Origin of the sequence: Shewanella colwelliana (assembly GCF_001735525.1) — a bacterium.
Lineage (GTDB): Bacteria > Pseudomonadota > Gammaproteobacteria > Enterobacterales > Shewanellaceae > Shewanella > Shewanella colwelliana.
Window position 1 is genome coordinate 27752 of sequence record NZ_MCBT01000013.1, and the last position, 26493, is coordinate 54244.

Annotated in this window: 19 protein-coding genes and 1 pseudogene; 16 read left to right on the forward strand and 4 right to left on the reverse strand. The window is 46.2% G+C overall.

Annotation, left to right across the window (positions count from 1 at the left end; translation table 11 throughout):
* Positions 1-7: 7 nt before the first annotated feature.
* Complete coding sequence (locus tag BEL05_RS04740; protein ID WP_028764171.1) at positions 8-289, forward strand: hypothetical protein; 282 nt, start codon at positions 8-10, stop codon at positions 287-289.
* Positions 290-620: 331 nt separating this feature from the next.
* Here BEL05_RS04740 and BEL05_RS04745 read toward each other — a convergent pair whose 3' ends face one another.
* Positions 621-1496: a hypothetical protein gene (locus BEL05_RS04745; RefSeq protein ID WP_069670455.1), complete on the reverse strand. Its 876-nt coding sequence runs from the start codon at positions 1494-1496 to the stop codon at positions 621-623.
* Between the two features lie 218 nt (positions 1497-1714).
* Here BEL05_RS04745 and BEL05_RS04750 point away from each other — a divergent pair, with 218 nt between their 5' ends.
* The 5 genes from BEL05_RS04750 to BEL05_RS04770 all read left to right on the forward strand — a co-directional run bounded on the left by BEL05_RS04750 (position 1715) and on the right by BEL05_RS04770 (position 9940).
* Positions 1715-2641 carry an LpxL/LpxP family Kdo(2)-lipid IV(A) lauroyl/palmitoleoyl acyltransferase gene (locus tag BEL05_RS04750; RefSeq protein ID WP_069670456.1) on the forward strand — a complete coding sequence of 309 codons (927 nt, stop codon included), beginning with the start codon at positions 1715-1717 and terminating at the stop codon, positions 2639-2641.
* Between the two features lie 204 nt (positions 2642-2845).
* Entirely contained in the window at positions 2846-5137 is a 2292-nt protein-coding gene (locus BEL05_RS04755; RefSeq protein ID WP_069670457.1) for a nitric-oxide reductase large subunit, read from the forward strand.
* 268 nt (positions 5138-5405) lie between these two features.
* Positions 5406-6956, forward strand: a complete 1551-nt coding sequence (gene norR, locus BEL05_RS04760) for a nitric oxide reductase transcriptional regulator NorR (protein WP_028764168.1) — start codon at positions 5406-5408, stop codon at positions 6954-6956.
* Positions 6957-7028: 72 nt separating this feature from the next.
* Complete coding sequence (locus tag BEL05_RS04765) at positions 7029-8432, forward strand: M16 family metallopeptidase (RefSeq protein WP_069670458.1); 1404 nt, start codon at positions 7029-7031, stop codon at positions 8430-8432.
* 110 nt (positions 8433-8542) lie between these two features.
* Positions 8543-9940 carry a M16 family metallopeptidase gene (locus BEL05_RS04770; RefSeq protein WP_175427319.1) on the forward strand — a complete coding sequence of 466 codons (1398 nt, stop codon included), beginning with the start codon at positions 8543-8545 and terminating at the stop codon, positions 9938-9940.
* A gap of 419 nt (positions 9941-10359) precedes the next feature.
* On the opposite strand, the pseudogene BEL05_RS04775 reads toward BEL05_RS04770, so the two are convergent.
* A pseudogene (locus BEL05_RS04775) lies at positions 10360-11459 on the reverse strand (ISAs1 family transposase).
* 407 nt (positions 11460-11866) lie between these two features.
* On the opposite strand from BEL05_RS04775, the gene BEL05_RS04780 reads away from it, so the two are divergent.
* The 5 genes from BEL05_RS04780 (at position 11867) to BEL05_RS04800 (ending at position 17566) form a co-directional block, all read left to right on the forward strand.
* Positions 11867-12268, forward strand: coding sequence for a hypothetical protein (locus tag BEL05_RS04780; protein WP_069670460.1), 402 nt, complete (start codon positions 11867-11869; stop codon positions 12266-12268).
* Positions 12269-12439: 171 nt separating this feature from the next.
* Positions 12440-13984, forward strand: a complete 1545-nt coding sequence (locus BEL05_RS04785; protein ID WP_069670461.1) for a hypothetical protein — start codon at positions 12440-12442, stop codon at positions 13982-13984.
* Between the two features lie 81 nt (positions 13985-14065).
* Positions 14066-15502 carry an OmpA family protein gene (locus tag BEL05_RS04790; RefSeq protein WP_069670462.1) on the forward strand — a complete coding sequence of 479 codons (1437 nt, stop codon included), beginning with the start codon at positions 14066-14068 and terminating at the stop codon, positions 15500-15502.
* 108 nt (positions 15503-15610) lie between these two features.
* Positions 15611-16729 (forward strand): cell division protein ZapE, encoded by a 1119-nt coding sequence (gene zapE, locus BEL05_RS04795; protein ID WP_069670463.1) that lies wholly within the window; start codon positions 15611-15613, stop codon positions 16727-16729.
* 45 nt (positions 16730-16774) lie between these two features.
* Positions 16775-17566 (forward strand): ABC transporter permease, encoded by a 792-nt coding sequence (locus BEL05_RS04800; protein ID WP_069670464.1) that lies wholly within the window; start codon positions 16775-16777, stop codon positions 17564-17566.
* Positions 17567-17588: 22 nt separating this feature from the next.
* On the opposite strand, the gene BEL05_RS04805 is transcribed toward BEL05_RS04800, so the two are convergent.
* A complete protein-coding gene (locus BEL05_RS04805) occupies positions 17589-18296 on the reverse strand; it encodes a substrate-binding periplasmic protein (RefSeq protein WP_245686939.1) in 708 nt (235 codons plus the stop codon).
* A 203-nt stretch (positions 18297-18499) separates the two neighbouring features.
* Positions 18500-21364: a bifunctional [glutamate--ammonia ligase]-adenylyl-L-tyrosine phosphorylase/[glutamate--ammonia-ligase] adenylyltransferase gene (gene glnE / locus BEL05_RS04810; protein ID WP_069670465.1), complete on the reverse strand. Its 2865-nt coding sequence runs from the start codon at positions 21362-21364 to the stop codon at positions 18500-18502.
* Between the two features lie 251 nt (positions 21365-21615).
* On the opposite strand from glnE, the gene BEL05_RS04815 reads away from it, so the two are divergent.
* The 5 genes from BEL05_RS04815 (at position 21616) to BEL05_RS04835 (ending at position 26488) form a co-directional block, all read left to right on the forward strand.
* Positions 21616-22566, forward strand: a complete 951-nt coding sequence (locus tag BEL05_RS04815; RefSeq protein WP_069670466.1) for a hypothetical protein — start codon at positions 21616-21618, stop codon at positions 22564-22566.
* Between the two features lie 11 nt (positions 22567-22577).
* Entirely contained in the window at positions 22578-23477 is a 900-nt protein-coding gene (locus BEL05_RS04820; protein WP_028764158.1) for a DUF350 domain-containing protein, read from the forward strand.
* 24 nt (positions 23478-23501) lie between these two features.
* On the forward strand, positions 23502-25229 hold the full coding sequence (locus BEL05_RS04825; RefSeq protein WP_069670467.1) for a polyamine aminopropyltransferase: 1728 nt from the start codon (positions 23502-23504) through the stop codon (positions 25227-25229).
* Between the two features lie 77 nt (positions 25230-25306).
* The gene (locus BEL05_RS04830) at positions 25307-25720 is read left to right on the forward strand and encodes a YjfI family protein (protein ID WP_028764156.1); all 414 of its coding nucleotides are present in this window, start codon (positions 25307-25309) and stop codon (positions 25718-25720) included.
* A gap of 81 nt (positions 25721-25801) precedes the next feature.
* Positions 25802-26488 (forward strand): PspA/IM30 family protein, encoded by a 687-nt coding sequence (locus BEL05_RS04835; RefSeq protein ID WP_028764155.1) that lies wholly within the window; start codon positions 25802-25804, stop codon positions 26486-26488.
* The last annotated feature ends 5 nt before the right edge of the window (positions 26489-26493 follow it).

Below are 26493 nucleotides of genomic sequence, written 5' to 3' on the forward strand. Positions count from 1 at the left end.
AAGTGTTATGCAAGCGTCAGCCTTAGACAGCAACTATCTCACCTTTGAGGAGAGAAGAATTGCCCAAGCCAATGTTGAGCAACATTGGGATCGCCTTACTACACCTCAAAGATTCGCTTTTTACACCCTTGCAAAACTGGGCTACCAATTACTTTTTGTTAGGAGCTCACCTCACTCTCGCACTGCTGTGGCTAAACAAGACGACAAGCTCGTCACCATTGACGATGAAGGTGATATCGATTTTAACCCTGATGTCGTCCTACGTGAACGTCGTCCACCACGTCACTGAATGAATAATTATTAAAATAAAAGGAGCACTATGCTCCTTTTATTTTGGCCGGTATTATCTATTCAGCATGTTATACCAATCAGTATTAAGATCTGTTCGCTCTGCGAGCGTTTAGTGCGTCTGAGGCAAGGCCCTCAATTGCTCCTCGTCTCTAGCATCCTCGGTAACCGATCCGTGCGTTACCCTATCTCCTATATCCATATAGTCGTGCATCAAGGGCATTCACAACGTCATTGTTGATTGCAATGAATGAGGAACATAGTCGTTCGTTAACACGGCATCGGGTGCAGTAAAACACACTGAGTTGATCACACTCTTATCGTGATTGGTATCACTCCCCATGCACAGGGCTATTCATCGCTTGTTCAACCAGCCACGCTGTCGCCGCCTGTTGCCCCATCATACGTTCTAATGTGGGTCGAATATATTGCGCCATTGCTGGGCGCCGCCAAAACATATATTGCGGTAAATCATGCAGTTTACTAGCATCAAATAGCTGCTGTAGCAGGCTAGAAAACTCATTCAACTCATCGGCTTTATACTGATGCAAATGGGGATAAACCTCTGCAATCAGCGTGGAAAACCGCTCAAATTGACCCAGTTGCTGCCACGTGTAACGCGCTAATAACTGTGAAAGCATTGGCGTTGTCCAGTGAGACATCGCCTGCACACTCTCAAATACTGCCAAATTACGTTTATGATACTGCTGCCAGGCTAACGCCATTGGCTCTCCTTGTTTAGCCAGATGCCAAACAAGGTAAAAGTCGGCGAGCCACTCATGCTGATATGGGGTTAATCCTTCTTGCCCCCAGTAGTCGACAGGCAAACGTGCCGTGGCCAGATGACCTAGCTCATGAATTAAGGTGAGCTGTTGTGATGCCGCTAAAGGTAGCGCATACACCTCGCCTCCCCATAGTGCTGAAGAGGACATAGGGATATTTTCAACTGATAAAAACACCACCCCAGCAATAGATGAATGAGAAACGGGGCGCGCCATGGCTCCTCTTCCCCCCATCTGTAGGCGAAGCTGAGCGCGATTGCTCGGCAGTTGCCGTTTTACAGTGCTAGGCAACTGTGCCAAGCACAACTCCAGTTGCGGCGTATGGCAAACTAAGGCCTGCGACGTCTGGCTGATCGGCGCCCAAAACCAGCCGCTAGCGATAAATAACGCTTCTGCTAACACTCGATAGCCAACCTCAATATGCATCTGCTTGCCCTAGGTAACAGATTATCTTGAGTATGAGAGTCTGTATAGCGCAAACGTGCAAGCAAGTTAATGTGGCCCTCCCCTGCTCGCTTTGAAGCAGATAGGTATTGGAGCATGATCCAGCTACTCTTTTTAAAAAATTGTCAGTGATTATACCAATCCCCTCCACTAATTGCGGTAGAATGTGGGCTCGTTTTGATTAACACATTTAGGTTTCCGTGGTCGAAAAAGCAAGCTTCTCATCCTCTTTTTATCATCCAAAGTACTGGCTTATCTGGCTAGGCGTGGCCATTATGCGGTTAAGCCAGTTGTTACCTTTACGCCAACAGATGCGCCTAGGAAAAGCCATTGGCCGATTGGCCATGAAGCTTGTCAAAGGTAGAGTTAACACGGCCAAGCGTAATATTGAATTGTGTTTTCCACAGATGTCGGCAGCAGACCAAGCAGTACTGCTCACCCAAAACTTTGAAGAAACGGGTAAAGCTATTTTCGATATTGCCAACGCTTGGTGGTGGCCAGATAGCAAAGTACAGCAGCACATGACCATTAAAGGACAAGCCCATGTAGAGCAGACCTTAGCCGCCGGCCAAGGTGTCATCCTATTTGCGGTGCACTGTCTTCCTCTTGAGATGGGGGCACGTATTTTTGGCCAATTCCAACCCGGTATTGGTGTCTATCGGCCCCATAATAATCCGTTGATGGAGTATCTGCAGGTCAATGGGCGCTTACGTTCTAACAAAGGCTTAGTCGCTAAACGCGATATCCGTCAAATGGTGCGCAGCTTAAGAAGCCCTGATGTAATTTGGTATACCGCAGACCAAGACTTTGGCCGCTCGAGTGCGGTATTTATTCCTTTTTTCGCCGTCCCCGATGCCGCCACGATAACCGGTGCCACGACACTCGCCAAACTGGGTAAAGCCAAAGTGCTCCCCTTTGCCGTCGTCCGCAACGATGATGATAACGGCTACAGCATTGAAATACAGGCGCCATTGGACGATTTCCCCGGTGAGAATGAGCTTGAAGACGCCAAACGTGGTAATCAAATCGTCGAATCAATCATTGATCGTAATCGCGCCCAATATATGTGGTTACATCGCCGTTTCAAAACTCGACCAAATAAAGACGACCCCTCTTTATATCAGTAACCCCTGCACTCGATGGCAGTGATATAGCGCACTGTCATTAAGACACCCCAATGTCATATTGACTACTTACACTGAGTGTCATAATGACAGTAATAGCGTAAATAAAAAACACTAAACCACATAAAAACAATAAGATACAAAGCTGGCACAGCTAGTGCTATATCAGTGCAACTTATACTAAAATATATTGCGCTGAGAGGTTTTATGAGCAAGCAACGGCTAACTGCAATAGCACTGATAGTGGTACTTATTGCATCCTTCACGGTACTGCTAAGTATTGGCAGTGAGATCTATCGAGAAAAGCCCCCGATTCCCACCGCCTTTGTTAATGAACAAGGCAGCCCTATCTTCACCAAAAATGATATTGAACAAGGTCAACTGGTCTGGCGTTCAATGGGTGGCCATCAGTTGGGTTCAATTTGGGGACACGGTTCCTACGTTGCACCAGACTGGACTGCAGATTGGCTGCATAAAGAAGCACAAGCTTGGTTAGATATCACAGCTAAAGCACGCCACAACTTGCCCTTCAATGAACTCAACTCTCAAGTTCAAGCTGCACTGGAGCAAGCATTACGCGAGGATATTCGCGCCAACAGTGTCGTCACCGATCCCCAAGGCAACAGTGTCATTACCCTGTCAGCTACCCGTATTCAGGCGATCGGTCAGGTCGTCGAACACTATCTGGCATTATTTGGTGATGACCCTAAATTGTCAGTGCTCAGAGAGCAGTATGCAATGAAAGAGGGCACTGTGCCGGATCTCGCTAGACGAGAAAAGCTTAATGCCTTCCTATTTTGGGGCGCTTGGGCAGCCGTCACAGAGCGCCAAGGAGAGTCCTACACCTACACTAATAACTGGCCTTATGATCCACAGATCGGTAATACACCAACTTCTGATAACATCGTGTGGTCAATCTTAAGTATTATTACCCTGATTGCCGGTATTGGCGGCTTAGTTTGGCATCATGCAAGTGGCAAACATGAGAGTCTACCTCAGCCTGCAGAACAAGATCCCTTATTTCTCACCAAACCCACGCCGTCACAAAAGGCCGTAGGCAAGTATTTCGTTACTGCCATTGGTTTGTTTTTACTACAAATTTTTCTAGGTGGTATTACCGCACACTACGCTGTTGAAGGGCAAAACTTCTACGGTATACCACTCTCTGAAATTTTACCCTACTCGGTCACTCGTACTTGGCATACCCAACTCGCGGTTTTTTGGATCGCGACCGCATGGCTGGGTACGGGCCTATATATCGCCCCAGCACTGTCTGGATATGAACCCAAATTCCAGCGTCTTGGTGTGAATGTGCTCTGGATTGCGTTAGTCATCGTCGTACTCGGCTCTATGGCGGGTGAATGGATAGGCGTTCAACAGTATTTCGACTTGGATATGAACTTCCTATTTGGACACCAAGGCTACGAATACATAGATTTAGGCCGTGTATGGCAAGTGCTACTGCTAGGCGGTCTACTGATTTGGTTAGCCCTGGTGACGGCATCAATTCGCCCAGCCCTCAAAGTAAAAGGTGAGATGCGCCCAGTTATTTGGGTATTGTATGCATCATGTGTCGCTATTGGCCTGTTCTACGGTGCAGGGCTAATGATGGGCAAACACACCAACCTTGCCATCGCCGAATATTGGCGTTGGTGGGTGGTTCATTTATGGGTTGAAGGCTTCTTCGAAACCTTTGCAACGTCAGTTATCGCACTCATGTTGGTACGCTTAGGTCTCATTCGTGCTCGCAGTGCTAATGCTGCCGTGCTCTTTACCACTGTGATCTTCTTAACGGGTGGTCTAATTGGTACCCTACACCACCTCTATTTTACTGGCACACCAACATCGGTTATTGCTTGGGGCGCTATATTCTCGGCTCTTGAAGTCGTTCCGCTCGCCTTAATCGGTTTCGAAGCCGTTGAAAGCTACCGTTTACGTAACGCTAGTCCATGGATGATCCGCTATAAGTGGGCAATCATGTTCTTCGTCGCCACCGCGTTTTGGAATTTAGTCGGAGCAGGCATTCTAGGTTTCTTAATCAACCCTCCTATCGCACTGTATTTTATTCAAGGATTAAACACCACTGCCACCCATGGCCATGCTGCCTTTATGGGAGTCTACGGCATGCTCGGCATGGGATTAATGCTGTTCTGTCTTCGCGGCTTAAGTGGTCAAATTCAATGGAATGAAAAATGGCTAAAAGGCGCGTTTTGGAGCCTTAACATTGGCCTTGCCGCCATGGTATTTATGTCACTATTGCCTGTAGGGATAACGCAGTTCTTTGCAGTACTTGAAAATGGCTACTGGTTTGCACGTTCACCAGAAGTCATTCACAGTCCACTCGTGGAAACCTTAGTCTGGATGCGTATGCCTGGTGATATTCTATTTGGTGCAGGCGGCTTGTTTATGGGCGTATTCCTGTTTGACTTAATTAAGAAGGCGCTGGCTAAATCTAAAGGCAAAGTAGAACAAGGGGAGCCACTACCAGCCGCTACATAATCGTATGATTCACTAAGGTCGAAGTACAGAAATAGGGGCAGCGAGCCCCTATTTCTGGTCTGATATCAGCGCTACGGCCACTCAGTCAACAAGACGAGACATCTATGTAAACTGGCATGTTCAATTTGGCATAGTCAATCAAACGCACTAAATTAAACACGTCAAATTGACAGCATCAAATTGACATTGCACTAGGATTTATTGGTCATATCCGTTCATAATAACCACTCATATTAACCCTATTACCTTGTTAACATTTGGAGACCCTATGGCCCTCAGCCAGACTGAACTCACTCGCATGGCACTCGATCTCACCTCAGGGCTCTCCAACCACGATAGATTCTCTCGCCTGCTCAATACAATCAGACTAAGCGTTCAGTGCGATGCCGCAGCACTACTACAATTTAAGGGGCAGCTATTTACGCCATTAGCCATAGATGGACTCAGCCCAGATGTGCTTGGTCGACGCTTTAACCTTCACGAACACCCCCGCCTCGAAGCCATTGCGCGAGCGGGTGATATTGTGCGTTTCCCCGCCGATAGCGATCTTCCAGATCCCTATGATGGCCTGATCCCAAATCAAGGCGACAACCTAACTGTACATGCCTGTATCGGCTTACCACTCATCGCCGATGGTGCCCTGATCGGCGCTATCACAATCGACGGCTTTAACCCGGATCAATTTACCTCCTTTAGTGATGGGCAATTACGTGCCATCAGCGCCATTGCCTCGGCTTCGCTCAATAACGCGCTACTCATCGATAAACTCGAGAAACAGTCACTACAATCAAAATGGGATGACACACAAGTCAGCACAACGCGCGCTCAAGCTGCCGACACCGAGATCATAGGTCAATCTCCAGTAATGCTTAATCTCAATCAAGAGATCGCCGTCGTCGCACCAACCGAGCTCAACGTGCTCATTCTTGGTGAAACGGGCACGGGTAAAGAGCTTATAGCCAGCGCTATCCACCAGCAGTCCCAACGTGCCAATCAAGCCTTGGTATACCTCAATTGCGCAGCATTACCAGAATCTGTGGCAGAAAGTGAACTCTTTGGCCATGTCAAAGGGGCGTTTACGGGAGCAATTAGCCATCGTAGCGGTAAGTTTGAAATGGCCGACAAGGGCTCACTGTTTTTAGATGAGATAGGTGAGCTCCCGCTGACACTCCAATCGAAGTTACTGCGGGTATTGCAATATGGTGATCTACAAAAGATCGGTGATGATCGCAGTTTAAAGGTGGACGTTCGTATCATTGCCGCCACTAATAAAAACCTTAAAAATGAAGTGTTAGCAGGCCGCTTTAGGGCCGATTTGTATCATAGACTTAGCGTGTTCCCGCTGCTCGCTCCGCCTCTCAGAGAGCGCGAACAAGACATCACCTTACTCAGTGGTTTTTTTGTTGAGCGCTGTCGCCAGCAATTAGGCCTGCAAAGCCTACGTCTCAGCCCCCAAAGCATAACCATGCTCAACCAATATGCTTGGCCGGGTAATGTTAGGGAGCTCGAACACAGTATTTATCGAGCGGCCATCTTGGCAAGAGCACAGTCGACCGGCAATATTGCCTTGATAAATCCAACACATTTTGAATTTGCACCGCAAAACCAAACCGCAATGACCCAAGAGATCGCTACTCCAGCTTTCGCCGTCAGCGGCGATCTTAAGCAGGCTACAGAGCAATTTCAAAGCAACTATATTCGTCAGATGTTGCTGCAACACCAAAATAACTGGGCAGCAACCGCTCGCGCCTTGAAAATTGATTCAGGAAATTTACACAGATTGGCAAAACGACTAGGGTTAAAACCGAACAACGAATAAAAACAATCGGCATAATCAGGCTTTAGAAGCGAGACAATTACATTGAACTTAACACTTTCTCGACACTTGATAATGGCGCACTTATTTATAGCCGCCACAATAACGACTAGCGTAGCGGCAGCCAATGATGTGTTGGCTCAGCTGGCATTGCCCCTTTATCAAGTAGAAAAAACCATTGAGTATCGCCGTTTAGACAATGGGCTTGAGGTGAGGCTATTACCACTTGCGCAAAGACAAAGTGTGGCAATTGCCAGTCAGTTTGCGGTCGGTTCGCGCAACGAATCACAAGGTCAAACCGGCTATGCCCACCTGTTTGAACATATGCTATTTAAAGGCAGTCAAAATGCTCCAGGCGACAGTTATAGCCAAACCATGAGTGCACTCAGTGGCCGATTCAACGCGAGTACCTTTTTCGATTACACCAACTATTATCTTAACCTTCCCAGCAATGCCCTTGAGTTAGCACTCTGGTTAGAGGCCGATCGTTTTATTCGTCCCTCACTGACAACAGACACAGTGAAAAACCAGCAACAGACAGTGCTAGAGGAGATGGCGACGACGATAGATAATCAGCCCTATATTCGCCCTGCTATGGAGTTTTTGCTCAAGCAAGTGCAGGGAACCCCTTATGGCCATGCCGTGATTGGATCTAAAACCGATATTGAAGCGGCGACAACCGAGAGCCTAACTCAGTTTCATCAAACATTTTACCGCCCCGATACCCTGCAACTAAGCATAGTCGGGCAAGTGCCACCACAAACGCTCACTTGGGTAAAAGCGTATTTTGCTGACTGGCCAATGCCAAATAACACACCCCAAGGCTTTCATCCACTCCAAGTTAACAGGCAGTCTGTGCATCATGAGATCATCGATGCTCGAGGGCCTTGGCCTGGCTTACTATTGGCATGGCACACCGTTGGTCGTTCGCATCAAGATGCCGCCGCCATCAGTTTAGTTGAATCCTACCTGTTACAAAGCCGCTCTAGTGTATTAGCTAAACTCAGCCTCACAGAACCTAAACAGTTGCTGTATTACTCATTGCCATTGACCATGGAACATTTTGGTGTGATGAACCTTGTGATGGTGCCAAGAGCCAACATCTCCTTAGATCAGCTCACCGAGCAGATCACAGCGATTATCGATGACTTTGCAGCCGGTGGGCTCACATCCGAACAACTTAAGCAGTTAAAGCTGCGATCACTACAGCAGCAGCTAGCAAAACTAGATAACGACATCAGCTTAGCGACAACACTCAGCGCGACCCTTGAACAAGACAGATTAACTCCACTATCTGGCCCATGGGAGCGCGTCAACGCAGTCACCAACGCCGATATTATTCGAGTCACTCGACAATATTTACAGCCTGGTGTCGTCCGTTTAGAACTGCTGCCGCCTTGGTATATTCGCTGGAGTAAAGCGGTACTCGAATGGCTACCTACAGGATGGACAGACTCATTAGAGGAGCAAGTGTTATGAGGCCCTTTGTTGTGAAGCTGTGCGGTATAAAGCTGTGCAGTATAAACTCATGCCTCTTACTCAGTTTTTTTCTCATCTTGCTAATTTGCGGTGGTTGTCAGCAGACCAAAATGACCTTTACACCAGTTCAATCCCCCGAGCCCCCTAGCTTCAAACCGTTAATCAACGCACCTATAGTTGAATCATCAGATTCGAGCCTAGTAGAACACCATTTAGTGCCGCAAGTGAGTGTGCTAGACCCCTTTCATCTCCTGCATATACTCCCAGGCAGACTCTCTACGCTTAACCGCATTCATTTAGTCGCAGTTAGCCCAAACCAGCCTTATCAAGATGCGGATATCTTGGCCAAGGCCTTTACTGAAAAAGGGCTTTGGCTGGCAAATAAGCCATCTGCAAAAACACCTTTCAACTGCATAGAAAGCTTTAACTCACAAGTGAGTCTACATAGCGTTACGCTTACCTTGGCCTGCCCTGATGATCAGCTTGAAACGGCCTTATCGCTATTAGTCGATATATGGTCAACCGACAGTTTTAGCGATCTAGATATCGCCAAACTAAGACGACAACTCGCACTCGATAAACATATCAACGCGTTTAATGGTAACGAAATAGAGAAGCTGTGGGCGGAAAAAATATTGGGACAAACCCATCCCTATAATGGCGCGCTCAATAATGAAGCACAGCAAAAAACGCTAACACATCAGTCTCTTGAAAAGATTGCTCATCAAGCAGGGATCCAAAGCCAGTGGCACCTAATCATCGAACGCGACGCGTCAATTGAGCCGCAGCAAAAAACGGTTATCGCAGCGCAAATGAAACGCCTGCCTGTGCCATCGAGTTTCAGTGAACCAAAGCTAGATAGCTTTAAACCCTATGGTAAAACCCTCTACGTTATCGACGCGCCGGGCAGCGTACAAACCCAAGTGCGCCTTGGATACCATTTACCATTACAGGCTCACAGCAGTGATAGTGGCCAGATAGACAGCACTTTTAGTTGCGAACTTCTGAGCCGTTGGCTCGGAAGAAGTTTTTCAGGCAGACTTTACTATGATCTGCGTGAACGACGAGGACTCACCTATGGAATTTATGGACGCTGCTTCGACAACCCTATGGCGACAATTCTAAAGTACTACGGTAGTACCCAGTTACAGCACACAGGGGCTTTTATTAAAGGGATTTTAGATCATTTACAGCTAGCCCAAACTGAGCTCGCCGAAGACGACGAGGTAAAAGCGCTCGCAGATTACTATCAAAATCAATTCAACTTAATGTTTGACGATCCCGCTCATCGCACGGCGCGCTATATTCAGCTGCTGAGTAAGCAGCAGGATTGGCAAGCGATAGTGAATCAGCAAGCTCAATGGCAACGTCTCAATTCGTTGACATTACAGCAAGCGGCACAGCAAGTGTTCCACGCTCCACCAGTGATGGTTATCCGTGGCGATCTCGATAAAATAAAACCCGATCTACAGGAAAAATTACCAGATTGGCATATAGTCACACCATAGGTTTACTTACCTCATTTATGCCAAGTTATAACACCTACAATCTGCAGGGTTGTGTCTAATAGATATATAGATATATAGATATATAGATATATAGATATATAGATATATAGATATATAGATATATAGATATATAGATATATAGATATATAGATATATAGATAAAATAGTAAACACATTTTGATACAACTAACATAATAATAAAGTTGTACGATTTATTCGTTTCAAAAACAACCCTAGTAATAAAGTAGTACATTATAAATCTCATAAGGAAGTGAAATGTATAATGGTGAATTATTTACCCTAAGTAGATGCCCTAGAAATATCCAATTTTTAAGAAGTACTGCGGGCTTGCTCAACTTAAAAACAAATATACTCACACACCAAAATACCCAGGGCGGGATTAAACTTTGTTAAATCATTTAACCAAAGAAAATCTCGCTCCTAAAATCGCCATTCCATGCTGCTTTTCTTATCTTGGTTGGTTTACTTGCTTTTAGCGGATGCTGCTCTAAAAGGTTCAGCACGATACGCCGAAATAGCGCCATCTTCTTCGCGTTTTCATGGTCACCAATCCTTGAACAATCTTCCCTAAAGGTGACGTCAAGCACCCAGTGTTGCTGGTTCTCGATGTGCCAATGCTGACGCACCGCTTTGGCTGCGAGTTTGATGTCTAGAGGCAAAGAACTTAAGTAATAATCCGTACTTATGGTGGTAATGCCTTTGCATGTTCGTTGACGTTCAACGGCAATGAGCGACTTTGCTGACGGCCACTTTTCGCGAGCGCCTGCGGCAGCTTTGCTGAAATTTGAAATGTCGTGCGACGCTCCTTACGGCCATGCCCCTTATCATCCTCTTCGATACTCAAGATGTCGACGCCGTCGTTATCCCAGTGAGGTTGAAACTGCATCTCTATGGCCTGCCTCAGTAGCGGTTGATTGCCTTTTACCTGAACAACATAGTCGCCTTTAGCTTTGATGATTTGTTGAAGCGTTTCCCGCTGGCAGTGAAGTGCATCAAAGGTTACAACAGCGTTTTTAATGTCTAAGATGTGCAATAACGCCTGAACCGTTGCGATTTCATTGCCTTTAGTCTGTGTATCTTGCTGATACAGCACAATTCCTTGTTCAGTATCAAAGGCCGAAACCAAGTGAAGCGCATTGTTAGCGCCATGTTGATTAACAGCCCCACGCAAGGTTTTGCCGTCAATAGCGATCAATGGCTTGGATGAGGCTTCTCTTAAGCGATTTGCCCAACTAAAGAGTGTCATAACCAGTATTTCGGTATCGATCACTTTAATGATCCGAGCAATGGAATGTCGAGTAGGGATTCCGTTATCAAAATCTCGATGTTTACGCAGCCAAGATAGGTTCTCTTGGCCGAATTCTTCGATAGCTTGCCAGCCATCACAACCTGAAGCGATAGCGGCTAAAACGAGAAAAATAATATCAACTAAATCATGGTTTAGGTTGATGTGAGAGCGAGGGTCTTCGATGAGTTTCAAGTGTTCAAATAAGGACATGGATTAGGCTCAGTAGAATAACATGCCCGATCAGATCATGCAGATACGAAGAAGTTCCCTACTATTAACAAAGTATGATCCCGCCCTGCAGCTGGCTAATACCTTTTTTAAACAAGTGACTTTTTATCAAAATTAGCAAATGGCCCCTAGACTACGGGCTCGTCAGTGCATTTTATGAGCTACCCAAGACACATTTCATATAAATCTAGGGCTAACAAGTCTAATTTCCAATCAAAATACACCCGAATGGATAATACAGCGGGTCAACACTTTAAGATAAGATCCGTGCGTAAAACTAAAGTTTTATTTTTAGCAAATAAGGTTACATCTCATTGTGATGCTTTTTTGTCTAGATTAACATCCACTCCTTGATGGACGATTTACTCTTGATATAAAGGACTATTTAAATGAAATATGCTTCACTTTCTGTCTTAACACTTGCCGCGATTCTTACTGGTTGTGCTTCAGACCCAGGCCCTCGTATGGCACTCGAAAAAACGGTCGAAGTCGATGGTACAGTGCTCAAATTTAACGGCAGCTATCATGACAAGAAAAATATTTTAATCTTAACCGTAAACGGCGATCCAATTATGCAAGGTCGTTTTCCTCCTTACACTCCAACTCAGAACTTAAACGCCAATTACAAAGACTTCGCTGTACGCAGTCATTGCTACTTCGGTTCGGTGTTAGGTAATCAAGGCGGTGCCTTTGGTGCCATCGCAAGTGTAGTGCAGTCTTCAAAGAGCAGCACGGCCGATAAATGTGAGTTATATGTCAATGAAAAGTTAGTCGATAACTTATATTTCTAAATTTCGGCTTAACGATTAATCAGGGGGCAGCGTTCCCCCTGAATTAATATCTCATGGCCTATCTTTTATGACCCATCTTTTGTGGCATATGTTTTATGAATCAGCTTTGTGGACAACCTTTATGGAGAGTCGTCAATCAAGGTTAGATTGATTGTATAAACAGGGAAGTCAATGGCAATCAAGCGATTATTAAAACTAACACTCTACCGCGGCTTCACTAATAAACAATTAGGCTCGGCAATATCTATTGTGCTTGTTATCACAGCGATGACATACAGCTGCAAGCTACTCGCAATGTCGACCCGCGATGCCATCCTGAATTTCAAACAAGATACCAACACTATCGTCGAGCAATCTCATCGACTCAGTAAACAGCATGCTCGGCAAATGGAGCTGTTATCACAAAAGCTGGACGAAACTCAAAGCGCTAAAATCGTGCTACAAAGCGAATTCATTGGCGACATGACACAGACTGCCGAGCAGATGTTAGCGCTCGCTAATCAGTACTTACCTCATTATCAGCATTTTCTCGCAAACATCGACAAAGACAGCGACTGCTACCAACCCGAGCAATTAGCGCAATTTCAACAGACTACAACTGAACTACAAGACTATGTCGATAACATCGACTCCCTGCTAACAACGCGAGATGAAGCCGAAGCGTTCTCGGCATTAATGGCGTTCAACCTTGGTCAAACTCAGGTCAATATGCTGGTAGACATGTTTGAGGTGTCTAAATTCTGCTATCTGTCTGAGGCTCTGCCCCCTCTGGTTGAAGACGTTCAGAGCGTCGAAACTGAACTGGTTGAGAAACTGATACAACATGGGGCGATAGATGAATTTGATCACGCGACGTCGCAAACGGATCGAACAAGGGCACCTGAGCCTCAATCACAGCAGCCACAGAACAAGTCAGTTGAAACACTGACGCTAAGCTATGAATTTACGGCTAATGACCTCCCTTATTTTAACGATCTTAGCACTCTTGAAGTCAGCGATATCTCTGAACTCAAGCAACTTACGCTGACCAATCAACTCCGTATTAATGACCAGCTTCAGTTACAACTGCCTGATGCAGCATTAGCAGATATAAGCCTGCCATACCAAGCCCGTATTACCGGTGTTGTCGAGACCGACAATGAGCGAATCACCCTAGATATATTACTAATCCGCTCGCCATCATATTCCATAGATGCAATGTCATTTAACGACCCACAAATAGCAAGCTGTATAAAAGCTAGCGCCAAGCAGCTTCAATTGACTAACAGCAATGAGCTTACCCAGCTTAACTGCCGTCTGTCATCGACAGTAAATCTTGACGACCTGCAAAAATTCAAACAACTGCAAACAGTCAGTTTAATGGGCGGCAAGCTCACTGATTTATCCCCCTTATCGAGCTTAGCGCAATTAGAGATGCTCAACATAGAGCTGAGTCAGATAGCCAAATTTGGCGATATCAGCCGACTATCTGCCAACTTGATGCTATCAAATATCGACACTCAAGATTGGCAGGCATTAGCACAAAGCCAAGCAACATCGGTCTCCATCATGAACATTACAGATTGCTCGCGGTTAGCCCCTTTAGCACACCAGCCTAATGTCGCCTTAATGTATAAAGGGCTTAACCCCAATGAGATAATGGCGTTAATGCAACAAGTAGACAAGAGCAACAGATCGCTAACAGTGTTAACGGATTGCCCTGCCCCTAAAAACTAATAACCAAACAGCTGAGCCACAGAAACTAAGCGACATAGATAGTCGATGGCCTTTAGCCAATAAACTGTAAAAGGAAATACAATGATAAAAAAACTGTTATTAGCGCTATGTTGTACTTTAACGCTCAGCGCTCAAGCAGAGGCTGAACAACTGCCGTTTGCATCGCTTGCCGAGAGTAAGGTTTATAAAAAACAGACTCGTCATTATATTCCTTTTGCCTTTATCTCAGGTATTGATAAGGGGTCATATCAAACTCAAACTTATGCAGGGCAGCTAAAACGCATCTATTATGAACTGCCCACCAGCTATGACCCCAGCCATGCCGTTAATAACTATAAAGCGCAAATTTTAAAGCTAGGAGGCAATATACTGTTTGAGTGTCAGCTAGATGCCTGTGATAACAAGAGCAAACTATCGAAACAAGTTAGTCCGCTTCACGATATTCCTAAAAACTCTCCGGCGCTACTCACCGCTAAGCTCCCCCTTAAAAACAAACAAGTTTACCTCTCAGTCTATGCGGCGAATTGGCACAATGGTGCTGGGCTGCAACTGGATATTATCGAGGAAATCGATGAACCATTGGCTCTGTTAACAACCAATCAAGCCTATCTCGGCACATCGGTAGAACAAGAGTCATTTAAAGACAGAACGAATAATGATACGCAAGGCGCTAGCGATCACCCCATGATAGCCAGACTACCCGGTGCCTATATTCATGATTACCTACAACAAGGATTTGGCCAAACCTTAGTGCTCGATGGCGTCGATAAAGGCCAACACAAAATCAAAACCCTTGAAGGTAAGATCACCGATATAAACTACAAACTTCCTCGTGGTTATTCTGAGTATGAGGTCAATGCCAATTACAAGGCGGCGTTAGAAAAACTCGGTTTTGTGCGCGGATTTCACTGCCAAGGTAATGATTGTGGTCAATCACGAAAAATTCATCCACGCATCAAGACATTTGCACATATAGGACAGGATGAAAATCAGTTTTACGCTCTCTATACCTTAACTCGCCCCGAGGGTAATGTGCATGCCATGGTCTACATTATAGGTTACGAGAATGGCCTATGGAGCGAGCTTAAGCTCGTTGAAGAAACTAGCCTAGTAGATGATAGATTAGTCATTGATCTAGAAGGTCTAACCGATAAAATTGCACAAACAGGTCACGTGGCACTAGACGGCCTATTGTTTAAGTTTGATAGCGATGAAATGTTACCAGAGGCCGCCGAAGTGATAACGATTGTCGCAAGTTACCTTAAGGCTCACCCGAAGCAAGACTTTTATGTCATCGGTCACACCGATGACCAAGGTAAGCAGAGTTACAACCAAGTGTTATCGGAAAAGCGGGCTAAAGCAGTAGTGCAAGCACTGACACGTCAGCACGGCATAAACAAGCAACAACTCACCGCCAAGGGGATTGGCGAATATGCCCCCGTTGCAAACAATAGTAACGATGCAGGCAAGCAGCTTAATCGCCGCGTCGAGTTGGTACTTCGCTCCGATAATAAGTAATACTGATTGGTATAATTTTAGATGTGCGCCGAACGCCCGTTCGGCGCCCCTATTGCAGCAACAATTATGCTAGCATAGCTGTACTCTCAGCCAATCACTTGCAAGTCTATGTCTCTCACTCCACGCCAGCGTTTTGAATTACTGCAACGCCAAAAAGGCTTAACCCACGACATAAGCCAGGTAAAGGTTGTCGAGCAATTACAGAGGTTGCACCAACAGATTCTCGATAAAAACCAGCAGATTAAAGGACTTTATTTATGGGGTGATGTTGGCCGCGGTAAAACCATGTTGATGGATGTTTTTTACAACAGCTTGTCACAGCAAACAACCTTGAGACTGCACTTTCATCGATTTATGGCCAAGGTACACAGTGAGATGCAAGGGTTAAATGGGCAACGCGATCCATTAAAAATAGTGGCCACACAGATAGCAAAGCAATATCAAGTCATCTGCTTTGATGAGTTTTTTGTCAGCGACATCGGTGATGCTATGATTTTAGGGCGGCTATTTGAAGCGCTATTTGAACTAGGCGTTGTACTGGTTGCCACCTCGAATACCCCTGTTGAAAAACTCTATGAAAATGGCTTAGCCCGTGACCGGTTTCTGCCTTTTATCGGCCTATTACAAGGCCAAACAGAATCGATACATCTTGATGGTGATATCGACCATCGACTAAGACAACTCACCAGCCAGCAAACCTATTTTCTGCATGATGAGATCAATCTCAAACAGCTCTTCGACACCATTAAGGAAGAACAAACCTCAACGTCCACCGCGCTAACCATACTCGGACGGCAGATCCCTGTAATTGAACGCAGTGCAAACTGCCTGTGGGTCAGTTTCGATGCCCTATGCGATGGACCACGCTCTCAACTCGACTATATTGAACTGGCGAGTCAGTTTAGTAGCGTGTTGATCAGTCATATTCCACCACTTGGGGGAGTGCCCAGATCCTGGATACGCGCCAGAGGTACGGAAGATGGCACAACCGCTGTAGAGGCCGGCGCACGCCAACTTCACTATGCGCCCAATGATGATCCCGCGCGACGCTTTATCGCCTTGGTCGATGAGCTTTACGATCAGCAGGTTAACCTCTATCTTCATGGTGAACTGCCATTAGAACATCTATACACTCCGGGTGCCTTAGCATTTGAATTTAAGCGCACCATGAGCCGACTCATTGAGATGCAATCGGTGGAATATCTGCATAGCCAAACTCAGCCATGATAAAGCGCTTCTCTCACTGCAACATCAAACAAAGGTGGGTCGACAATGACACAAGCAGCCATTGATATAGACTGGATTTCGGTCGGTCTATTTATGCTGATTTTAGTCATACCGTTAGGCATTAGTCGCTACTTCCAACTGGGACTCAAGCGTGACGTCGCCATCGCTGTCGCTCGTATGACCTTACAGTTGATATTAGTTGGCTTATATCTGCAATTTCTGTTCGATTTAAATAGCCTCTGGCTCAACCTAGCCTGGCTGTCGGCCATGATGGCTATTGGTGCCAGCGCGATCATCGCCGGCGCGAAGCTGCCAAGACAACCACTGATGTTGCCGATATTTGCCAGCTTAATGTTAGCGCTAACTCCCATTCTGCTGCTGTTACTGCTTTGGCTACTGCAGCCAGCACCGCTATTTAGCGCACAGTATCTAATCCCTCTCGCCGGCATGCTACTTGGCAACAGCCTCAGTGGTAACATTATTGCACTGCAAAGGTTATTTTCGTCGCTTGAAGAACAACGTCATGAATATGAAGCTCGTCTCGCCTTAGGCGCTAGCGCTAAACAGGCCGCATGGCCTTTCTTACAATCAGCATTGAAGCAATCTCTTGCGCCAATTTTAGCCACGATGACAACCACAGGCTTAGTAACACTACCGGGAATGATGACAGGACAAATTTTAGGGGGAAGCGATCCTATGGTCGCCATCAAATATCAACTGATCATTTTGGTAGCCATTTTTGTCATGTTGAGTTTGAGTGTAACCCTAGCCCTAACTCTAACCCTTCACACGGCATTAAATGCCAGCGGACGAGTGCTATTAAAACGATGGGGATGATTTGATTACTGAACTGGTGGGGTTATTGATATTTACTCAAAATATTTTGATATTCACTGAGTCCATTTTCCTGGATGTTAGCCTTAACCCGATCGACCCCCAACTGTAACAATGCCCGCAATTTGGGATCGCTATCGAGGCTAAATGCATAGTAGAGTTCACTCTCTTTTAGGGTATACACAGCTTCAAATTCATCAATTTTTATTGCCGCCCTTTTAATCAGCCAACGCCCAACAAACTCCTCATAAGCCCACATATCAATGCGCTCACGCTGTAACATATACAGCAGTGAGTGTGCATTATGAGCCTGCATGATCTGGGTTCTCGGCACTCCCATATTCAATACCGCTTGCTCCCCAATATCATCGCGTATGGTGCCAATCATATGTTTTTTAATGTCTGCGATATTGGCTATTTTTAATTGCTTGGCCGTTGGAGCAAACAACACCACTCGAGTCGTCGCTATCGGCCCAACCCATTCAAACATCGGCTCCCTAAAGGGTGTCCTCGTTGTCGAAAACAGCACAGTATTAACGCCCGACAGTGTCAATTTGTAGCCTCGAGCCCATGGGACAAGCTGAATACTATTTGGATCGAGACGATCGTCCACCTTGCTCACAGCTGCCAACAGCAGATCGACGGCGATCCCTTTTAATTCATGGGACTCGCGGTAATTATAGGGGGGATAAGACTCAGTAAAAAAGCTCAGTTGCGAGAGATCATTCGCCATGGCCAATGTCCCAACGCTAGCTGGGAGCCAAAGCATGATGATAAGACAAAATTGGCGAAAAAGATCAATTGGCATAGACAGATAATGGCATAGTTACAACTGAATAATCTCAGTGTAGCAGATGTCACCACTGTCTGAGCATTGAGTCAGAAATGTTACGCAATCTGTCCCACATAATGGCATTGACCCAGCTAAAGCTCACCTCACTCTCCTAATATTTGCTCATAGATGGTAACCACTCGCTGGGCATGTTCGGCCACGAAAGCTACCGGCAGTTGGCCCACATTCTGTTGTAGGGTTAATCGATGACTTTCATCACGCAAAAAACAGTAGGCTTGAGTTAAATACTGGGCACTTAAATAGGGTAGTAATTCGAGCTCTGATAACACTTCAAAAATACGCACATTATCCGACCATATACTGAGTTCTGGGTGCTGTTCGGTATTTGCCAGCACCAGATATTGGGCAATAAACTCAATATCAGCGATACCGCCTGCACTCTGCTTTAAGTCAAAATTGCTTGGGTCGACTTTTAGCAGATGTTCGCGCATCTTGATTCGCATCTCTCTAACGTCTTTAGCTAGCTGTACTCTATCCCTATGGCTGCCTAGCACCTCAGCTCTCAAAATGCTAAAGCGACTGGCTAGCGCATTGTCGCCAAACAAAAATCTTGCCCTAACAAGAGCTTGATGTTCCCATGTCCAGGCTTCTTCTTTCTGATATTGTCCGAAATACTCAATTTCACTGACCAACAAACCCGATGCACCCGATGGACGCAGACGCATATCCACCTCATAGAGTTCACCTGAGGTCGTTCGGGTTGAAAAGAGGTGTAAAATACGTTGAGCTAACTTAAGGTAAAAGTGACCAATATCTATTGGTCTATCACCATTGGTTTCAGTACTTTGCGGGTACTTTACTCGGTTGTAATCGTGCAAAAACACCAGGTCTAGGTCGGAGCCATAGCCCAACTCAATACCGCCCGCTTTGCCATAACCTATCACCGCAAACCCTTTCTCGTCGCCTTGCAGATGAGGGGGCGTACCATGACGAGCACTCACCTGTTGCCAAGCCTGTACCACGACCTGTTCAATAATCGCTTCAGCTAAAAAGGTAAGGTGATCGCTCACCTGCATCACAGGTAATACCCCAGTGACATCGGCGGCGGCGATCTTTAACTGCTGCGACAGCTTAAACTGCCTCAACGCTTCCATCTGCTGCTCCATGTCCTCTTCAGGCACGCGCAGTAGATATTGGCGTAACTCACTGGGGTAATCGTCCAGAGAGGTAGTGTCATAGAGCTGTGAAGGATCGATGAGTTCATCGAGCAGCATAGGAAACTTAGCTAACTGCTGCGCAATCCATGGGCTGGCCAAACACAGACTCACCAGTTGCTGCCTTGCTCCTGGGTTTTCATATAACAGTTCAAGATAAGTAGTACGTGTGAGAATTTGGTCTAATACCTTGGACACGGGTTCAAAGGCTTTTGACGGTTGAGCTAAGTGTGTAAACTCTTGTAATAACAACGGCATGAGTTTATCTAATGTATCTCGCCCTCTTGGGCCAATCGTGCGTTTTACTACCGTTTCTCGCCAACTTTTTACCGCAGGCCACAGCCCTTGATCTTCAACACTTTGCTCCGCCATTAAACTATCAGCATCTTCATCATCTTGCAGATTCCACAACTGTTGCGTCCATAGATCGCTGGTCTCCTCCCCCTCTTGGCCCCCAACGGTTTCCTTAAAATAGCGATGGATTTTACTCATCGCATCCTCAATGTGAGTACGCAGTTCAGCCTCGCCCGCCATCTCCATTGCAAAACAGAGTCGCTGCCAATCAAGTTGATGATGCGGTAACGTTTGGGTTTGATTATCGCCAATGGCCTGCAATAAATTCTCAACTCGTCTGAGCAGCAAATAACTGTGCTTAAGCTCATCGACTGCGAGGTATTCCAATTGCCCTAAACTGTAAAGGGTATCGATAGCAGCAAACAGGCTTTGCTGGCGCAGCGCAGGCTCTCGACCGCCACGAATCAACTGAAAGCTCTGTACCACGAACTCCACTTCTCTTATGCCACCCGCACCCAGTTTAATATTGTCGGTGAGCTGACGACGCCTCACCTCTTGGGTGATCAACTGCTTCATTTTCCGCAAAGATTCAATGGCAGAAAAATCGATATAACGGCGGTATACAAAGGGACGCAGCATGTCGTGCAGTTCATCAGAAAATCCAGTCCAAGGACCCAGCGCACGCGCCTTAACCATGGCATAGCGTTCCCAATCTCGCCCCTGCTCTTGATAATAATCTTCTAGACCACTAAAACTGACCACTAACGGGCCACTTTCGCCATAGGGCCTAAGGCGCATATCCACGCGATACACAAACCCATCAACCGTGACTTGATGCAGCAAGTTAACTAAGCGCTGCCCCATACGAATAAAAAACTGTTGATTGTCTTGGCTACGTCGACCGCCAACGGTTTCGCCATGCTCAGGGAAGGTAAAGATAAGATCGATATCAGATGAGAAATTAAGCTCTCGACCACCGAGCTTACCCATACCTAATATCATCAAAGGTTGCGGATTACCCTCACAATCACATGGCGTACCATATTGCTGGCACATCTGAATATAAAGCCAATCACGAGCACCAATAATCAGGGCTTCGGCTAAGGCAGACAGATCGAGCAGAGACTCATTCAGGCCGGAGTAACCTAAAAAGTCACGCCAGGCGAGACGCACCATTTGTCGATTACGGTAACGCCGCAATATCGCTTTGGCTTGGTCTTCATCAACAGCGCCAGCCAACAGTGAGTCGAGCTCATGGGAAAAACTGTCACGCGACAGGTTTTCAAGCTGCCCTTCAAACAGTGGCAACACCCAATTGGGATGTCGACAAAGTTGCTCTGCGGCAAAATCACTCAAGCCCATGATGGTTTGCAGTTCATGAATTTGCGCTTCAGTTAACTGTTCAGACATATCAGGCCAAGCGTCGAGAATTCGCTGCCAGTTCAATTGTGCGGCTTGCATGACCACTTGGGGTAACACTCGATTGCAAATATTTTCCATAGCCCAAACAATCCCTAACATTTAAACGGTCGACATAATATGTCTTGAATGATATAGATATGTGTCAATTGGAACCAAGGCGTGATCAAGTTGACGCATTGCCGTCATCAAGTTGAATTGATTCGACAATTGATTACGTATTATGGCTCGCAGAAGGTTACTATACCCTAACTAGCAGCTATATTATGCAAAGATGTGATGAACTGATCATCGATTATCAGTCTCAATCCTAACTCAATAATGGAGAAACCATGGCAGCAATGCTCATTCGTGTTCTCACCTTGACTCTACTGTTAACCCTAGTCGGGTGCGGTGACGATAGGCCAGAAAAAATTGCTAACTATCAGCGACTGACTGAAGCGCGTGTGGCTGCGCTTGGGCAGATGCTAGATAATGGCGAAATCCGTAATGCAAACTTACTCAAGCAATACGCTAGCATAGTCACCAGCCAGAAAGCGGACCTGTCTCCACTATTGCAAGAGTTAGCTAAAGACGGCACCAGTAAAGGTCCATTATTTACGTCGCTAAAACGGCGCTTGAGTGAATTAGGCAACGACAATAACTTTGTCGATATCGATCAACGTCTCGACGAGGCGGAAAACCTCTATCAAGCAGCCGATCCTAGCCTGTTTAATGACATGCTCTCCGACCCCGTCAATGTGGTTGCCGATATGTCTGACGGCGCACTCGCTCGCGTCAACTCCATCAGTCGCGAAGCGGCAGTGCTCGCCAATGGTGCCGAAGATTTTGGCGCAGGCAGCCAATTGGTCGGCAACCCTGCGTACGGCAACTGGCAAACGGGTTCTAATGGCATGTCTTTTTGGGCATGGTATGGCATGTACGCGATGTTCTCGAACTTCACTCGGGGGCCTATCGGTTACGACCGCTGGTCAAGCCGACGAAACTATAGTTACTACAACGATGTAGGTCGCTATCGCTACACTTCGCCAAAGCAGGCCAGCTCGCAAAACCAGACCTATCAGCGTACCAAGAAGCAGTTTAATTCGCAGGGCAAAAAATTCGATAGCCCCTACGCTAAATCTCGCTCTGGCTCCACCAGCTTGTCTCGCCAAAGTAGTAGCGTTCCCAAAGCGAGTACAGCCGGCACGAGTAAAAGTAAATTTCGCTCAAACTACTCTAAAAACAGCAACTTTAGAAATTCAGGCAACCGCACAACCCGTGGTGTGCGCCGGGGCAAATAAAGGATATTACGATGACATTTTTTCAAAACTTCGGCATCACATCTGAACTGATAGGCATACTCGCCATCGATATCACTATCGCCGTAATCTTACTCACAGCCATGCGTTATTTGCAGGGATGGAACCTCAAAGTAAATAGCACCCACGAACTCTCAGAGCGCGACAACTTCGCCTTTGGGATCAGTACCGCTGGCGCTGTGGCAGGTTTAGGCATAGTGCTAACGGGTGCTATCACAGGTGAAGCCGCACACTCTTTTCTTTATGAAGCCATCGGCATGAGTGCCTACGGTATTTTTGGTCTATTGCTGATTAAGTTAGGTCGTTTTCTCCATGACAAAATCGCCCTCAATGAGATAGATAAAAATGCCATGATCCTCAAAGGTAATATCTCTGTCGCCCTTGTCGATGCCGCTGCAGCTATCGCCACAGCCATTATCATACGCTCAGTATTGATGTGGGCTGAAGATATCACCTTAGACACCTTTATCGCGATTTTTAGTGCCTTCGCGATTTCACAATTGATGTTAGTGTTGTTAACCCGCTTTCGCGAAAAACAGTACGCTAAACGCAATCAAGATGCGTCAATGCAAGCCGCTTTAGCACAAGGTCACACAGCAGTGGCAATTCGTCACAGTGGTTATATGCTTGCCATGGCATTGAGTTTTAATGCCGCCAGCCATTTTATCCTCTATGAACCACAAGCCTATATCAGCAACCTTATTGGCTGGTTAGTGTTCTCAGTTATCATGCTTATCTGTTTATCATTACTGCAAGCCTTAGTGAAAAAGTTAGTGCTTGCTAACATTGATTTAGCCCAAGAGGTTGAACAACAGCATAATATTGGTATCGCAACGGTAGAGCTTGCTATCAGCGTCGCCATTGCGTTAATTCTCACCAGCTTAATGGCGTAACCTCAGCCGGGTTAAAAGGAATTAATGCAGTCACCTACTGAAAATGCGCCAACACCTGTTGGCGCGAAAAAACTCTCTTGGTTCGATGATATCTTGCTATTGGGGATCATGGCAGTCTTGGCCGGTTGCGGCCTGATCTATGAATACCTGCTCTCTCATTATGCCGGTCGGGTGCTGGGGGCATTAGAAGCCGCTATCTATACCATGATAGGTCTTATGATTGTTTCTATGGGGGTGGGCGCCTTTGCCGCACGGAAAATCCGCTGTGCTTATACTGGTTTTGCGGTATTAGAGTTGTGTGTCGCCCTATGCGGCGCACTGGCTATTCTCATTACTGCCGCCGTTATCGGCTTTGGCCAGCAGTTACCTATCATCATTGCTAATACCTTGGGCTTACCGCCCGATCAACTGCCCCAAGGCGGTGCTATTGGCTGGCTGCAAAAGCTAAGCGAACATCTCCCCTACTTCTGGGGTGTGTTACTCGGCTTGATGATTGGTATGGAGATCCCGCTTATCGCACGAGTAAGACAATCGCTTTGCGACGAACACTTGATGCATAACGCAGGCACTATCTATGGTGCCGACTATATTGGTGCAGGCATAGGTGCCGCCATTTGGGTGAGCTTTATGCTTGCCATCGACATTCAGCTCGCCGCAGCGCTCACCGCCAGTTTTAATCTCTTGGCCGGCTTTATTTTCATCTGGCGTTTCTGGAGTAAAATTCGTTACGTTAGGTTGCTGCTCGTTGGCCATCTGTTTGCCACTGGTCTCTTACTGCTACTCGCTTGGCATGGTCCAAACTGGGAACAAGACTTTAATAATCTACTCTACAAAGACAAGGTGGTTTACGCCAAAGCGACGCGCTTTCAGCAACTCACTTTCACTGAGCGCCTGCGGGGCAACGATCTCTCACCTGTCTACTCACTCTATATTAATGGCCGTTTGCAGTTTTCCAGCCAAGATGAACATATCTACCACTCGTTTCTAGTACACCCAACACTTGAAGCCAGCGCGCGCCATGACAAGGTGCTGATCATCGGCGGCGGGGATGGCCTTGGCCTGAGACAAGTGTTCAAATGGCAACCTAAACACGTCACGTTGATGGATTTGGATAAGGACTTAGTCAACTTATTTAAAGATGGCAGCGACGCCATGCCTGCACGCTTAAATCTGGCACTAAAGCAACTTAATGCCGATGCGCTGAATGATCCACGAGTCGAGTTGCTCTTCGATGACGCCTTTAACGGCACAGATAAGCTTATTCAGCGTGGTGAAAAGTATGATGTGATCATTGTTGATCTGCCGGATCCGAGCCATCCAGATCTCAATAAACTCTATTCAGATCTTTTTTATCGCAAACTTAAGGAACTCTTAAGTGCAGATGGAGCACTAACAGTACAGTCGACTTCGCCCTATCATGCGCCCAAGGCGTTTATCTCTGTGGGCAAAACCTTGGCAAGTGCAGGCTTTAAGGTTAACCAATACCATCATAATGTCCCTAGTTTCGGTGAGTGGGGATGGAGTATTGCAACCCTTCAAGGCAAAGATGCTCAAGCAAGGCTTGCAGGCTTGAATAAGCTGTCCATTGATGAAGCTTGGTTAACCCCTGGCATGATTAAAGGAGCCTTTGAGTTTCCCGGAAACTATTACCATGATGCAAGCCAAGTGAAGATCAATGCCATAGGCTCAATGCAGCTGTACCAGTACCATCAGCAAGCTTGGTTAGAAAATGAAAACGTGTCACTTTTTTGAACACAAAAATAGCGCTTGACATATTATGTCGCAGTGCTATCTTTAACCGCAGACATAATATGTCAAAGAGGACAAATATGAACATTCACAACATTGCCAACCATCTAAATGATCTTTGTGACAATAGCCACACCGGCTTTCAATTTGACTGCTATCCCATCGATGGTGATGTCGAAGTCCTTCAGGTCAATATCGTTGGCCGTGAAGAGATCCCAGTATTTGTATCGGTCACTGATAATCAAATTCTTTGCATCAGTTACCTATGGGGTGAAGATGAAGTCAACCAAGAACGTCGTAGTGAGATGTTTGAAACCATGTTAGAACTCAACATCCCTATGCCACTGTCTTCCTTTGCAAAAATTGACAATAAGTACGTAGTTTACGGTGCGTTGTCAGTGCAATCGAGCATGTTAGAAATTGAACAAGAGTTGTCAGTACTGTCTGACAACTGTTTAGAAGTAATTGACGAATTGAGCGATTACTTAAAATAACCCAACCGTTTTAGTTATGTAGTGGTGCGGCTTATCAATATTGAAACCGCTTGAATCATTACTTTATAAAGGAGCCACATTATGGGCATTCTAAATAAGATTTTAACCGCATTTCGTGGCGGCGCTAATGAAGTCGGCCAAACCATCGTCGATGCCAACTCAACACGCATCTTTGAACAAGAGATCCGTGATGCTGAAAAGCACCTCACCAAAGCTAAGCGTGAGCTCACCGATGTGATGGCTAAAGAGATGCAAGCGAGCCGTGAAATCGATCGCCTTAAACGCTCTATTAGCGAACATGAAGGTTACGCAACTCAAGCGCTTGAGAAAGAAAATGAAACCTTGGCATTAGAAGTTGCAGAGAAAATTGCGCAGCTCGACCAAGAACTTGCTGACCAACAATCGGCCAATGACAGCTTCAGTGCTCATGCGACCCGTCTAAAAGAGCTGGTACGTAAGACTGAACGTCAACTCACTGATTACCAACGTCAGCTCAGCATGGTTAAAACCACTGAAAGCGTGCAAAAAGCGACAGCGACTATCACAGACTCGTTCGCAAGCAGTAACTCAAAGTTACTCAATGCTAAAGATTCACTTGAGCGAATCAAGGCACGTCAGCAGCAGTTTGATGACCGTCTAAAGGCGTCTGAAACCTTGGCCGAAGAGAACAGTGATAAGTCGCTGCATGCTAAGTTAGCGGAAGCTGGAATTGGTGAGCAAAAGTCGAATGCCAATGCGGTACTCGATCGTCTAAAAGCACGTAAATAGTCTAT